This is a genomic window from Paenibacillus sp. NRS-1782 (assembly GCF_050467685.1).
Taxonomy (GTDB): domain Bacteria; phylum Bacillota; class Bacilli; order Paenibacillales; family Paenibacillaceae; genus Paenibacillus; species Paenibacillus terrae_A.
In genome coordinates this window covers 281,339-295,636 of the sequence record NZ_JBITPH010000040.1, presented here as the reverse complement: position 1 = coordinate 295,636, position 14,298 = coordinate 281,339, and the positions used below count along the sequence as shown (strand labels likewise).

The 14,298-nt window shown below is 47.2% G+C and carries 13 protein-coding genes; all 13 read right to left on the bottom strand.

The annotated features are described in order from the left end of the window. Nucleotides 1–8: 8 nt before the first annotated feature. On the bottom strand, nt 9–182 hold the full coding sequence (locus ACIFQM_RS16120) for a hypothetical protein (RefSeq protein ID WP_430040156.1): 174 nt from the start codon (nt 180–182) through the stop codon (nt 9–11). 84 nt (nt 183–266) lie between these two features. Next, a complete protein-coding gene (locus ACIFQM_RS16115) occupies nt 267–1,337 on the bottom strand; it encodes a helix-turn-helix domain-containing protein (protein ID WP_430065769.1) in 1,071 nt (356 codons plus the stop codon). A gap of 30 nt (nt 1,338–1,367) precedes the next feature. Continuing rightward, the gene (locus ACIFQM_RS16110) at nt 1,368–2,141 is read right to left on the bottom strand and encodes a DUF3388 domain-containing protein (protein WP_014281145.1); all 774 of its coding nucleotides are present in this window, start codon (nt 2,139–2,141) and stop codon (nt 1,368–1,370) included. A 239-nt stretch (nt 2,142–2,380) separates the two neighbouring features. Then, complete coding sequence (locus ACIFQM_RS16105; RefSeq protein WP_430040160.1) at nt 2,381–2,635, bottom strand: DUF3243 domain-containing protein; 255 nt, start codon at nt 2,633–2,635, stop codon at nt 2,381–2,383. A 105-nt stretch (nt 2,636–2,740) separates the two neighbouring features. After that, nucleotides 2,741–3,529, bottom strand: a complete 789-nt coding sequence (gene ymfI, locus ACIFQM_RS16100; protein WP_430048601.1) for an elongation factor P 5-aminopentanone reductase — start codon at nt 3,527–3,529, stop codon at nt 2,741–2,743. After that, nucleotides 3,529–4,809 carry an EF-P 5-aminopentanol modification-associated protein YfmH gene (gene yfmH, locus ACIFQM_RS16095; protein WP_430065767.1) on the bottom strand — a complete coding sequence of 427 codons (1,281 nt, stop codon included), beginning with the start codon at nt 4,807–4,809 and terminating at the stop codon, nt 3,529–3,531. The genes ymfI and yfmH overlap by 1 nt, the downstream gene beginning before the upstream one ends. 3 nt (nt 4,810–4,812) lie before the next feature. Next, nucleotides 4,813–6,093 (bottom strand): EF-P 5-aminopentanol modification-associated protein YfmF, encoded by a 1,281-nt coding sequence (gene yfmF, locus ACIFQM_RS16090; RefSeq protein ID WP_430040166.1) that lies wholly within the window; start codon nt 6,091–6,093, stop codon nt 4,813–4,815. 157 nt (nt 6,094–6,250) lie between these two features. Further along, nucleotides 6,251–7,099: a spore cortex-lytic enzyme gene (gene sleB, locus ACIFQM_RS16085; protein WP_430040168.1), complete on the bottom strand. Its 849-nt coding sequence runs from the start codon at nt 7,097–7,099 to the stop codon at nt 6,251–6,253. Nucleotides 7,100–7,324: 225 nt separating this feature from the next. Continuing rightward, nucleotides 7,325–9,979, bottom strand: a complete 2,655-nt coding sequence (locus ACIFQM_RS16080) for a DNA translocase FtsK 4TM domain-containing protein (RefSeq protein WP_430040170.1) — start codon at nt 9,977–9,979, stop codon at nt 7,325–7,327. Between the two features lie 103 nt (nt 9,980–10,082). Beyond that, nucleotides 10,083–10,295, bottom strand: a complete 213-nt coding sequence (locus ACIFQM_RS16075) for a YlzJ-like family protein (RefSeq protein WP_014281138.1) — start codon at nt 10,293–10,295, stop codon at nt 10,083–10,085. Further along, complete coding sequence (locus ACIFQM_RS16070) at nt 10,292–11,146, bottom strand: ClpP family protease (RefSeq protein ID WP_430040172.1); 855 nt, start codon at nt 11,144–11,146, stop codon at nt 10,292–10,294. Before ACIFQM_RS16070 ends, ACIFQM_RS16075 begins: the two co-directional genes overlap by 4 nt. A 236-nt stretch (nt 11,147–11,382) precedes the next feature. Beyond that, complete coding sequence (locus ACIFQM_RS16065; RefSeq protein ID WP_430040174.1) at nt 11,383–13,062, bottom strand: ribonuclease J; 1,680 nt, start codon at nt 13,060–13,062, stop codon at nt 11,383–11,385. Between the two features lie 353 nt (nt 13,063–13,415). Then, nucleotides 13,416–14,297 (bottom strand): 4-hydroxy-tetrahydrodipicolinate synthase, encoded by an 882-nt coding sequence (dapA, locus tag ACIFQM_RS16060; RefSeq protein ID WP_430048603.1) that lies wholly within the window; start codon nt 14,295–14,297, stop codon nt 13,416–13,418. Nucleotide 14,298: the final 1 nt, after the last annotated feature.

The window sequence follows — 14,298 nt, the reverse complement described above, 5'->3', positions numbered from 1 at the left end:
TCTTAAGTTCAACTTATATAGCTGTGGCTGCGGGTCGGATTCCGGAACATATCCAGAAGTCCCAGCACAATGTGAGCAAGACCAAAGCCCAGTATGCCATAGCCCCATGCACTTGGAGTCAGATAGTAGCCAAGCAGGCTGACAATGATACCAAGCCCTGTCACAATCCAGCTGACGGTCATAATGTATACACCTCACTTTGCGGAAAATGAAATGACTGGCTTCCCATGAATTACAGTCATTAGTATTTCCGCGCAATAGAGGGTTTATTCACCGCCAGTAGTCGAATCCGTAGTAGTAACACTCACCCCGGCACTCGTTCCGGTCGAAGAAGCTTCTCCTTGCTGTATCAAAACACGAGTCGTTGATTTATTATCAGTTATCGGTTGACCTGCTACGGAAATATCCGTGGCAGAAGAACGTCCTGACTTGATATACAAGCCTTCCGGACCGATGTCAAAGGACACGGCATCTCCACTTTTGGTCATGCCATAGCTCAGCTTTTCACCACGTGAGTTTTGCCCCTTGTACACCTCAAGCCAGCTTTCTCCCGTTGCCTTAATATCCACCTTGACTGTAGCTCCGGTTGCACTGGAAACTTTGAAAATCGTCGTTTTACCTTGCTTGCCATCCTGAGCCACGGTTACACCTTGTTGCGGCGTAGTGGTACTCGGCTGCTGGCTACCGTCAGGAGTGGTCGTATCCGTTCCTGTACCTCCTGGTGGTTGGGTTTGCCCCGTTTGCCCAGCATCAGGAGTGGTTTGTCCGCCGCCACCATTTGGAGCTGCCGTCTGACCGTTATTCGGCGTTGTTGTCTGAGCGCTTCCCTGAGGAGGGGTTGTCGTCGTATTTTGCGGTGGTGTCGTAGTTCCCTCCTTGGTACTGTTAGGAATGGACGTACTCGGTGTCGTAATCGGCGTTGTATTCTCGGCTGTTTTTGGAGCCGTGTGATTGTTACTCACCCAATATGCATAAATAACCCCAACAATGAGAACCAAAAAAAGCCACATTAAAGCTGTAGGCAACCATTTGAGATTTCCAATCGTAGCCGGACGGTTGGAGCGTTTCTGTGTCACAGGCTCCATGACAGCTTCCGGCTCTGGTTCAGGTACATTGCTTTTATGTCCTTCCAGAATCTCGTCGGGGTTTAAACCGACCGTTTCAGCGTAAGTTTTAATAAAAGCTCTGACATAAAAGCTTCCCGGCAGCACTTTGTAATCGCCCGTCTCAATGGCTTCCAGATAACGTTTGCGTATCTTCGTCATTTCCTGAACATCGTCAAGGCTCAATCCTTTTTGCAGCCGGGCCTCCTTTAATTGCTGACCCAGTTCTGACATGTCATCATCTCCTTGTATAATTACGCTTATTTAAAGATCTTCTGTATAACTGGCTGTAAAGGTATCATAAATAATTTCCTCAGCCGGATTATTGCGAAGTTCAATAATGAAATTGAAATCATCGAAGCTGTATCCCGATTCACGTACAAAAACGTCAGGATGCTCAATAACCTTCGTACTCGGCATGCTCATTATTTCCTGAAGCAAGTGATAATGTCTTTCATTTGACCGAATTGTACTCACAATACCGTCAATAATAAATACATTGTTAGGGTTCATTTCCTCTTCGGAGAGCTGACTGCGCACCGTCTGCCGTAATAGCGTTGAAGACACAAAAGTCCAGCGCTTCATAGCACATACGCTGCTGGCAATAATGGTTTCGGTTTTTCCCACACGAGGCATTCCGCGAAGTCCAATCACCTGATTTCCATCCCTCTTTAATACTTCACCCAAAAAATCGACCAGTAACCCAAGCTCGTCGCGTGTAAAGCGGAATGTTTTGCGGTCGTCCGAATCCCGATCAATGTAACGTCCGTGCCTTACTGCCAATATATCGACCAGCCTTGGAGCGCGTAAGGCCGTAACCGTAATATTACTGGCCTTTTTTAAAGTATCTCCGAGAATGCGTATCTTCTCGTCATCGTCTGTTTCCAGCAGCATCCCCCGTCTTTCGCCTTCAACACCGTTAATCGTCAGTATATTAACCCCCAGAATACCAAGCATGGAAGCAATGTCTCCCAGCAATCCGGGACGATTTTTATGTATCTTGTACTCCATGTACCACTGTTTCAATTCTTCCGTCACATTAGCACCTCATTCACATTCAAAACCGTCAACATTTCCAAATCAAAGCCTTATTGTATCATAAAATAACACCAATCGACAAAATCAAATATTGAGACCACAAAGGCTTCTTGTATTCAACACAATTGCATAAGCCTCGATCACGTTTATGATATATAAATTACAAAGGAATTACAAGAACAGCTCTGTAACCATTACAGAAAAGCCCCCAAAAGGGAGCTTTTCATGTTGGTTAATGCTTATGCGTTGCTTTTGGCTAATTTGACCATCAGCCGGGCGATAGTGTGACGCTCGTCCTCATCGGCAACTCCCCACAGTTCTTTCAGTGCGCGGTTGGAGTGGTTGGACGGATCGACCTTCTCATCCAGAAAATCACCGATTTCATAAGCAAGCTCTGAAATGGTATCCTGGCTGATTCCAAGCTTCTCCGCCTGTTCCACACGCTGACCAAGGAACTTCTTCCAGGTATCGAAATTCTGAACTACTGTTGACATACTTAAATCCTCCTTAGATGATTCAGATTTAAAATCAACAGTTATAATATGTTCTTCTCAGGTGCTCTCTATACTGGTGGTTTCCTCCAAACGCTGTACTTCTCGTCAAGTCACCCATCCACCGTTAGGACTAATGACCTGCCCGTTTATATAACCGGATTCAGGAAGCGCCAGAAAATAAACCAGTGATGAAATTTCATCAGGCCGAGCCAATCGACCGGCAGGAATTTCTTCTTCAAGACTGGAAATTCCCCCTTCGTCCAGATGATCCAGCATAGACGTATCTACTGCACCCGGAGCTACCGCATTTACCGTTACTCCAGAAGGTGCAACTTCTTGAGCCAGTGCTTTAGTGAATGCGTTAATCCCGCCTTTGGTGGTGGAATACAGCACCTCGCACGAAGCGCCGCATATTCCCCATACAGAAGACACATTCACGATACGGCCATAGCGTTGAGAAATCATATGCGGCATAAAAACCTGCGTACACAGAAAGGTCCCCTTCACATTGACGGCCATCACTTCATCCCATTCCTCTTCCGACACATCCGTCAGCAATCCGTAATGAGATAATCCAGCGTTATTCACAAGAATATCTGGCTTCATTCCGTGATTCTCCAGCTTCTCCCGCATGCGTTCAATCTGCTCCTTGCTCCGCAGGTCCGCTGACACGGTCATCACCTTGCCTGAATAAGCCATACAACAGCGGGCAACTTCATTCGCTTTTTCATGGGACTTCATGTAGTGAATGACCACATTCATCCCAACAGCCGCAAAACGCTCCGCAATAGCCGCTCCAATCCCGCCGCTTGCTCCCGTGATCAGCACAGTCGTATCGCCAATGGCTTTTAATTCCCCATCCTTGGTGGTTATCGGTTCCCTCTCCCTGGGCATTACGGACTCACCACCAGCGACATGGCCATCTGATCCCACTGAATATGATCCTTCAAACGACGGTTAACATCCTCAAGTGTAATACTTTCATAGACCGGAAGCAATTGGAAAAAATCACTATCCCGGAAGCGATGTCTCGTAAACTCATGCGCTATGTTTTCGGGCGAATTGAGCATACGCAGATAACCGCCGATTTTCTTTTTACGTGCCCGTTCAAAATGTTCTGCCGTGAAGCCCTGTTTTTGAATGGACCCCACCTCTTCACGTATCCGCACCAACAGCCCATCCGGGTCCTTGGTATCTCCACCGATAGCAGAAAACGCATACTGCGGTGTACTGTTGTACTCATGGCCGAAGCTATCTGAAATGAGGTCCTCATCGTAGAGCTTTTGATACAGCTGTGTACTGGAGCCAAACAAAAGATCAAGCATCAACTTGGTTTCCAGATCATGACGAAGCAGTTCCTCACCCATGAGACCTACCTTGGCTTCCTTGAATCCGAACAACAGCTTAGGGAGAGAAACCGCCAGCTTTACCTCACGACGCTTCTCTGCCACAATAGCAGGCTCTTCGTCAAAAATACGCTCAATCTCTCCTTGCGGCTTGTAATCCTTTTTCGCCTGATTGTTACGCACCAGTTCTATTACATCCGCCGGGTCCACTCCACCTACCACAAAAAGAATCATATTGCTCGGGTGGTAAAAAGCCTCATAACAGCTATACAGCGTTTCTTTCGTAATCGTACTGATGGATTGGACGGTACCCGCAATATCAATATGCACCGGATGGACCTTGTATAGCGCTTCGATCAGGCCAAAGTAACTCCGCCAGTCTGGATTATCCTCATACATATTGATTTCCTGACCGATAATGCCTTTTTCCTTCTCCACATTTTCATCCGTAAAGTAAGGGTGCTGTACAAAATTGACCAATGTGGTCAAATTCTCCTGAATATGCTCGGTTGCGGAAAATAAATATACTGTTTGATCAAAGCTCGTAAATGCATTGGCCGATGCCCCATTGGAGGAAAAAGTAGCGAAAATATCACCTTGAGGCTCTTCAAACATTTTATGCTCCAAAAAATGGGCGATGCCATCGGGAACCTTAACCGGCTGCTGACCTTCCACACGAAAATGATTATCGACTGAGCCATATTTGGTCGAAAATGTAGCGTATGTCTTCTGAAAGCCCGGTTTGGGCAACACATAAACATGTAATCCGTTATCCATCACTTCATAGTACAGCGTTTCCTGCAAATGCTCATAAGGTATGTGCTCCACCCGCTATTCCCCCTTCTGGTCTCTCAAGAAATAAATGGTGTCCAGTCGGAACGTCCGGGCGGCATCCTGAACATCCTTCACCTTGACAGCCTCCACCTGGCTCAGCAGCTCATCTACCGTCCGCTCTTTGCCGGAAAGCTGTCTGTTAAAATCGTAAGCGATCATTTCAAAAGCGGAATCCTGCATTTCCTTCAATAAATTGCGGATCATCGCCTGTGTCTGGGTCATTTCCAGCTCGGTAATCGCACCATTTTGCGTATCTTCCAGTTGCTTGCGGATAATGGTTACCGCTTTTTCATAATTGGGTATTTCGATACCGGATTGAATCGTCCCTATGCCCTTGTGCCCGTCATACCGTGATGAGGCGTAATACGCCAAGCTTTCCTTCTCCCGCACGTTGACGAACAGCTTGGAGTGAGGATAACCGCCCAAAATCCCGTTGTACATCAGGGCAGAGGCATAACGATCGTCACCATACGTAATCGGGGTGCGCAATCCCATGTTCAGCTTCCCCTGATTTACATCCAGACGCTCCACCACCGTTTGTACATCACGTTCTACCGCTTTTGGTTGTTCAGGAGCATATCCCTTTTCTTCCGAACGGTTCAGTTGGAAATAGCGATCTACGAACTTCTCCACTTCCTCCAGCGTCGTATCTCCAACTACATACAAATCCATGCTGGCGTTATTCAGCCATTCTCCATAAGCCTGATACAAGCCTTGCGCATCTATACGATCCAGATCAGACCGCTGACCGAGGGGGTGCAGACGATAAGGCTCATTTTTGCACATTTCCTCCATGCAGCGCTCTCCAGCATAACGAATTTTATCATTGACTATAGATTCCAGCTTCTTGCGTACGTTTTCCCGTTCCTGCTGGACGTATCCAGTCTGAAATGCTCCATTCTCCAATGCAGGCTTCGTCAACACCTCTCCGAGAAAAGCAAATGAACGATCCAGCAAGCTGTCCGAGCTGTTTACAAAGCTGTCATTAATCGTATCCATTCGAAATTGCACGATTTGATAATCTCCGCGTTTATATACATCAAATCCAAAGCCCGCGCCATACAATTGCTCTAATTGTTCTCTGAATTGTGTAGTCTGCGGATATGATTCTGTACCCCGTCGTAGTACGAATGGTGTCAGTCCCACTCGGGTTACCGTTTCCTCTTGTAGTGGAGTACCTACATACAATGATATGGCAAACGTCTTGAAGCGTTTGGTTGGCAGTACATGAATCCTTAATTGTCTGCGCGTCCCACGCTCGAAACCTGTTTTGTTCAAGTCCAAAACTCCTTTGTGACGTCAATTTCGTCTAGCCTTTTTAGCATGAGCCGCTGTGAATCATTATCTTGTAAAGAGGTAAAGTGTCCCAATCTTTATTCTAACGATGCAAAAGCCAAGAAGCAACCGGAGACAAGCTCCCGGCTGCTTCGGCGGTTTACATGCAGAAAATATGCTGACCAATCGTCTTTACCTGCGGGCGGCTCCAAATCCATTTGGAGGTAGCTGTTTTTGGATTAAAATAATAGAGGCAGCCTCCGCTTGGGTCCCAACCGTTCAGTGCCTGGCGAACTGCCTTTGTTGCAGTTTCATTTGGCGTGAGCCAGATTTGACCATCAGCTACAGCTGTAAAGGCCCCCGGCTGAAAAATCACTCCGGACGGTGTGTTTGGAAAGCTGGGGGATTTGACCCGGTTCAAAATAACTGCCGCCACGGCTACCTGTCCTTCAAACGGCTCGCCACGGGATTCACCATAGACTGCGTTAGCCATAATTTTGAGATCGTTGTCAGACAGTCCCATCGCGTTAGCTGATCCCATGGTTTCATCTTTTTGATCCGGTTTATTATTATTATCCGCTGTCTGCCCCTGAGCGGAACCCTGATTTTTACGATGTAAAGGAGTTTCCGTCGGTTTCCAATTAGGAGTTGCATTCACTAGCTTTAGCTTTGTTTTTGCTCCGACCACTCCATCAGGGGTGATGCCAAACTCTTTTTGAAAGCCCTTAACAGCCTTCAATGTACTGCTGCCAAAATGACTGTCCACTTCCGCCCCGAAAAAGCCCAACAGCTTCAAACGGGATTGCAGTTCATATACATCCTGACCGTAGGAGCCGTAATTAACCGCCTCTGTGCTAAATGTCTCTTGGGAAGGCTGTGTTGCTTGTACTTCCTGCTGTGTGCTCAGCGGCTCTGCATGCTGCGCAGAGACGTTCGCAATAAGCCCTGTGTACGTGACAGCCGAGGCTGCGAGAATACCCGTGCAAATCCAGACCATTGTCTTTTTCATATGCTACGCTCTACCTTTCTTTTGTGGGATTAACAGGATGGCTACGTTTATTATGACAAGCTCTGCTTAAAGCTATTCACCCTTTTAATCTTCTTTCATTCGGCTACTCCTGTTCCTGAAAAAAAGCAAAAAAAATCGCTATCTGTACGCATAGTGTTGTCAAATTTAAACAAACACCACACTTACAAACAGCGATTTGGGATGCGATTTCTGGTAAGCCTATGGTCAGGAACTGACTTTGTTTTGCTGATATTGCTCCATTGAAATAAGCACCTCACGGGGCTTGCTTCCCTCGTAAGGGCCGATGACGCCACGAGCCTCCATAGAGTCAATCAACCGGGCCGCACGTGTATAGCCGATCCTCATTCGGCGCTGAAGCAGAGATACAGATGCTTGCTTGGCCTCCAAAATGATGTTGACAGCCTGATCGTACAGCTCATCCAGCATTTCATCGGCATCAGCAGATGCTTCCTCTACCTCCGGTACAAGCGTTTCATCATATTGTGCTTCACCCTGCTCACGCACATAATTAACGATGTTCTCCACTTCCTGATCGCTCATGAACGCTCCCTGAACGCGAACCGGCTTGGAAGCACCCATTGGCATGAACAGCATATCCCCACGTCCGAGCAGCTTCTCGGCTCCGCCCATGTCCAGTATTGTACGGGAATCCACCTGCGAGGACACACCAAAGGCAATACGCGAAGGAATATTGGCTTTGATAACCCCGGTAATGACGTCAACCGACGGTCTCTGCGTTGCAATGATAAGATGAATCCCTGCGGCACGCGCCATTTGGGCCAATCGTGCAATCGCATCCTCCACATCCCCCGCAGCTACCATCATCAGATCCGCCAACTCGTCCACAATAACGACGATGTAAGGCAGGAACGCAGCAGGATTGTCTTTCATCAAATTATTATAGCCTTCTATGTTACGGGTTCCTGATTTGGAAAATAATTCGTAACGCTTTTCCATTTCTACTACAATTTTTTTCAAAGCGAGTGAAGCGCGCTTCGGATCGGTAACGACCGGTGCCAACAAGTGCGGAATACCGTTGTACACGTTCAACTCCACCATTTTGGGATCGACCATGAGAAATTTAACCTCATCTGGCTTCGCCTTGTACAAAATACTCGTAATAATACCGTTAATACACACCGATTTACCTGAACCGGTTGCTCCGGCTACAAGCAAATGGGGCATTTTAGCCAAATTACCAACAATCGTCTGGCCTGCAATATCACGTCCAAACGCAATGGACAAATTGGATACAGACTCCTGGAAAATGGTCGTCTCCATAACCTCACGCATCGTTACAATAGAAACCTCGTTGTTCGGAACCTCAATACCGATAGCCGATTTGCCTGGAATTGGAGCCTCCATACGAATATCCTTCGCAGCGAGCGCAAGCGCAATGTCATCCGTCAGGCTTACAATACGGCTGACCTTCACACCAATGTCCGGCTGAATTTCATAACGCGTCACCGCAGGTCCACGAACAACCTCCAGTACCTTTGCCCGTACGCCAAAGCTTTCCAATGTGGCCTCTAGCTTGCGTGCCGTTTGCATGTAATCCTTTTGCCCAAGGCCTTTGCCCACGTTTTGTGGCTTGGCAAGCAAACGGAACGACGGGAGCTTGTATGGCTTGGGTGGCGGTGGAGCAGGAATGGCCGCAGTTGTGCCTGTAGTCTCTTCGCCTAACGCCCCCGTTGAATTCGCTTGGGCCTGTCCATCTGCACTGTCTGGTGTATTATGGCCTGCTGTTGCCATACCGTCCGTATCTGTGTTCGCAGCGGTATCCATAAAGTTATCATCCAGCGACTCATCATAAGCTGAATCCGTCTGCTCTGACCCGGCCAAGGATGCCTCTGATTCATCCTCAGGTCTTCTTTCCTCATGCTTCACCTGCTCGAAGAAATCCCGAATGATCGGTGATCCTTTTACCGGAACAGAGACCTCCTCCTCTATGTGTTCAGCAGTATCGGACAATTCTTCTGCTTGCTTGGGGTTTCTCCACAAGGGCTGTCCTTCCTCAGCTTCATAAGCATGCTCTTGATCATCCTTGTCCTTTCCAGCCATTTTTTTCAGGCCAAACAGCTGATAGAAAATCGGCTGCTTACGCGCCGGAGGCTGCATTTCATCAAAATCATCATCCATATCTTCCTCATATGCAGGAATCGACTCGGACTTGATTTTTTTATTCCCGGTACCTCTGCCAGATGCCGAAAGTGGAGTGGCTTTACCAATCCATTTTTTCCGAACGCTACCCCCTGCTGCCAGCATCTTCGTCCGAACAATTCGCACCAGATCCACATAAGACAGCTGGGTCAGCAGCATAAAACAAATCACAAACATTACAATCATGATCAGCTTGGCACCCGTAAGACCAAACAGCCACAACAGCACAGTAAGCTGCAATGCGCCGATATATCCCCCACTAATATCCTTGTTCAGCATTGAGGTATGGCCTTCCTTGTCAGGCGATAGCAACTGCTCACGCATATCTATATGTATCTGGCTCATCACCCCGCCTGGTTGAAGTGCATTAATCGGCCCCAAACGCTGCTCCATAGATGAAATAGAGCTCATAAGCGTAAAGGCAAATACCAGCAACAACAGCCCCGTTTTACGTGAGTTCCACTGGTTTGGCCATTTGCGGTGAATCATCACCATCAGACCGTAATAAATGCCGATCAGGGGTATGACAAAATAAAATTTCCCCAGTACCAGCCCAAACATCTTGGATAGCGACCGACCGACTGCCGCTTCACCCGACAGCGCAATGACCGCCAAAGTTATCAGCACAATGCCGTAAATTTCGAATTTTAGAACTCCGCCAAACGCGGCTTTCTTTTTCCTTTTCCTTCTTCTGGACATTCAAGGTCACCCCCCAGAAGAATATTATACCACGTCACCCGGTATCCGCACATATGTTCTTTTTCAACATCAAACGACCTATTTTCACCCTATTCGACACCTTCTACGACCATTCGATGACTTGTCCGGGTGCATAACGCGGATTCAGGTAAGTTTCCAGCGGACAATCTAGCAATCGCACGATAATCCCCCTGCGACTTTCGAGCGGCTGCACCTGCATAAGTAAACCGTCAACCCGAATCTCCGCAAACGTCTCCGCCTCCTTCCACATGCCCTCCCACACCATTTCCATTGGCATTACGGTATATAAGGTCATTGAGGCAACTCCCCACTATGCTCATTAGGAAGCGTTCCAGTCGAGGTATCTGTAGCATTTTGGGAAAAAGGTACGAACGGAGCCTGCTGCTGAGTCCCTGTAATCCCGTTTTGCTGACGTCGAGATTCAATGATGGTGTTCAGTTGTTTCAATGCTTCTCCGATGCCACCAACCGCGTCCATCAACCCGTATTTCACTGCATCGGCTCCCCCAACCGCAGTACCAATATCCCGATTCAGTTCACCGGTTTTAAACATAAGCTCCTTGAACCGCTCCTCGGTAATACGCGAATGGGAAACCACAAAACGTACAACACGCTCCTGCATTTTTTCCATATATTCAAACGTTTGTGGAACTCCGATAACCAAGCCATTCATACGAATTGGGTGAATGGTCATCGTCGCGCTCTCGGCAATATAAGAGTAGGTGGAAGAGACAGCGATAGGTACACCGATACTATGCCCGCCTCCAATGACAATGGTTACGGTCGGTTTACTCATTGAAGCAATCATTTCAGCAATAGCCAGCCCTGCCTCGACATCCCCACCTACTGTATTCAGCAGAATCATTAAGCCTTCAATACGGGGATTTTGCTCCGCTGCTACCAGTTGGGGAATAATGTGCTCGTATTTGGTCGTTTTGTTTTGCGGTGGCAGAATCAGATGCCCTTCAATCTGACCAATGATTGTCATACAAAAAATATTGGATTCGCTTCCGGGCATGGAGGTTTGTCCCAGTTGCTGCAAGGCTTCCATAGCGGGGGAAATGGGTCTTTGCCCAACTTCAGGCATAGGTTGATCCGGTGTTTCTGTTTCCTGTTTGCTGGATGATAGGTTGCTGTATTGTTCCATGTGGGCGATCTTCCTTTCGCTTTACGCGTTTTTGTGACCCGTATCACCCTATAGTATGGGATGGAAATGGAATATTTTATACCCACCCCCATGGATTTCCTGCTTTCCTCACCCGGAAAAGCCAAAAAAGCCTCCCCTCCCGCGGAAACCGTCCAATATTTCCTGCGGGAAGAGAGGCGACTGTGTGCCTGTGACTTAAGTTTTTAATTCAGGTTTTTGAGCAAATTTCAATTGACTCACACTTCCATAATGATTGGCAAAATCATTGGTCTGCGACGAGTTTGCTCATACAAGAAGCGACCCAGCGCATCCTTGACATTTGTTTTAAGGGAAGCCCATTCGTTTACATTTTCGCTCATGAGCTTATGCAGTGTGCTTGAGACAATACGATTCGCTTCATCCAGCAAACCTTCCGATTCGCGGACATATACGAAACCACGGGAAATGATATCCGGTCCAGACTTGATCGTGCCGTCCTGCTTGCTCAGGGTGACAACAACAACCAAAATACCGTCCTGTGACAGCAATTTGCGGTCGCGTAATACGATATTCCCTACATCTCCTACACCCAGTCCGTCGATTAACACATTGCCCGCTGTAACCTTACCAGCTCTGCGTGCTCCACCGTTCTGAATCTCAATAACTTCACCGATATCTGTTATGAAAATGTTGTTCGGCTCTACACCTACCGATTCGGCAAGGAGGGCATGACGACGTTGCATTCTGAACTCACCATGAATTGGCAAGAAAAATTTAGGTTTCATCAGATTCAGCATTAGTTTGAGTTCTTCTTGGCTTCCGTGTCCGGAAACGTGAATTCCCGGATTAGCTGCGCTGTAATAAACATTGGCACCCAAACGGAAAAGTTCATCAATCGTGCGACCGACATATTTTTCATTACCCGGTACCGGTGTAGCAGCGATGATAACCGAATCTCCCGGAAGAATATCCACCTTACGATGTGTGGAACGCGCCATTCTTGTTAGAGCAGACATCGGCTCGCCTTGGCTACCTGTGCAGAGAATAACTACGCGATCCGCTGACATTTTGCCAACTTCCTCAGGCTCGATCAGCATTCCATCCGGAATTTCCAAATAGCCTAAATCGGAAGCAATCCCTACGACATTAACCATACTGCGACCAATAACCGTCACTTTGCGTCCTGTCGATTCAGCAGCATTAATAACCTGCTGAATACGGTGTACGTTGGAAGCAAAAGTAGCTACAACTACACGCTGTTTCGACTTACGGAAAATGTCTTCCAGCACGACGCCGACGCTTTTTTCCGATGGAGTAAAGCCTGGTTTTTCCGCATTGGTACTGTCTGACAAAAGAGCCAGTACGCCACGTGTACCGATTTCAGCCATACGCTGCAAATCTGCATATTGTCCGTTAACTGGAGTATGATCAAACTTGAAGTCACCTGTATGAACAACAGCGCCCTCAGGAGTATCAATGCATACACCCACCGAATCCGGAATACTGTGGTTTGTTCTGAAGAATGTTGCTTTCAGCGTGGAACCCAGTTTAATTTCGGAATCAGCATTGATCAAAATACGTTTGGTTTCCCCAAGCAGATTCGCTTCCTTCAGCTTGTTTTCCACCAGCCCCAGCGTCAATTTGGTACCGTATACCGGTACATTCAAATGTTTCAGCACGTAAGGCAAACCGCCGATATGGTCCTCATGACCATGAGTCAGCACAATGCCTCTTACCTTGTCGCGGTTCTCCGTAAGGTAGGAAATATCAGGAATAACGATATCAATGCCAAGCATGTCCTCTTCCGGGAATTTCAAACCCGAATCCACCACGACAATGTCATTGCCGTATTGAATGACATACATATTCTTCCCGATTTCACCGACGCCGCCCAAAGCGAAAATCATCAATTTATCGTTGTTTGTTTTTTTAGACAAATGAATCTAAACCTCCTATGGTAGTTGGACGTCGTACCTTGATTTATTTATTTAATTTTCAAAAGAATACCGCACCCAGTCACTTGACCTCATTATACATGATTAAAATAAGAAAAAACAAGTCATCCTGTTCGTTGCGCATAGGTTTCCCACTGCCGTCTAAAACCATTACTCCCTGTTCAATTATCTTGATACATGGTTAAAAGGCACAGCAAAAAGGGCGCCCTATAAGAACGCCCTCATGCCTGAGTACCTTTCAAGACTATAAAATCCTCCGGCTTTTTTACTCCCGACTGCCTATAACAAGGGTACTACTTGTATTCATTTAACATTTTAAAATTCATTCTTCCCGATTAGTGGGCAAATAATTTCTTAATAAATTCCGCTTCCTCTTCGGTCGGAGGAATAAGCGGCAACCGAACAGAACCGACCGAAACATTCCGTAACTCCAATGCATATTTTACAGCCACCGGATTAGGCAGTGGATGAGGACAGCCGAACAAACCCTTGAAAACCGGAAACAACTGCTGATGCAATTTTGCTGCCTGCTGTGCGTGTCCCCCTACAAGTGAATCAATCATCTGCTTCATTTCTGCGCCTACTACATGACTCGCCACGCTGATAATACCATAAGCCCCTACAGCCATAGCAGGCAACCCGTAAGCGTCATCTCCCGAATAAATGAAGAATCCCTCTGGAGCTGCGGCTGCAATCTGTGTGACCTGCGCCAGCGACGCGCATTCTTTGGTTCCTACAATGTTGGGGATTTGCGCAAGACGCAGCGTCGTTTCTACGGTCAGGCTGGCTGCGGTACGGCTTGGTACATTATACAGTATGACTGGAAGGGTTGTGGAATTTGCAATGCTCTCAAAATGCTGATACATCCCTTCCTGATTCGGTTTATTGTAATAAGGCACTACCAACAAAATACCGTCTACCCCCGCCTGCTCCGCAGCACGGGTCAGATGAATGGAGTGACGTGTATTGTTGCTACCAGTACCGGCAATGATTTTACATCGTCCGGCTGCTTTTTCTACAGTAAATGCAAACAATTTGATTTTTTCATCATCGCTCAGGGTTGGAGACTCGCCCGTCGTTCCTGATACGACAAGAGACTCCGAATGTTGTTCTTCTATTAAATAATCAATCAACGAGGACAATGCAGTCCAGTCAATCTCTCCTTGCTGATCAAAGGGTGTCACCATTGCGGTAATAAGTCTGCCGAAGTTCACCATG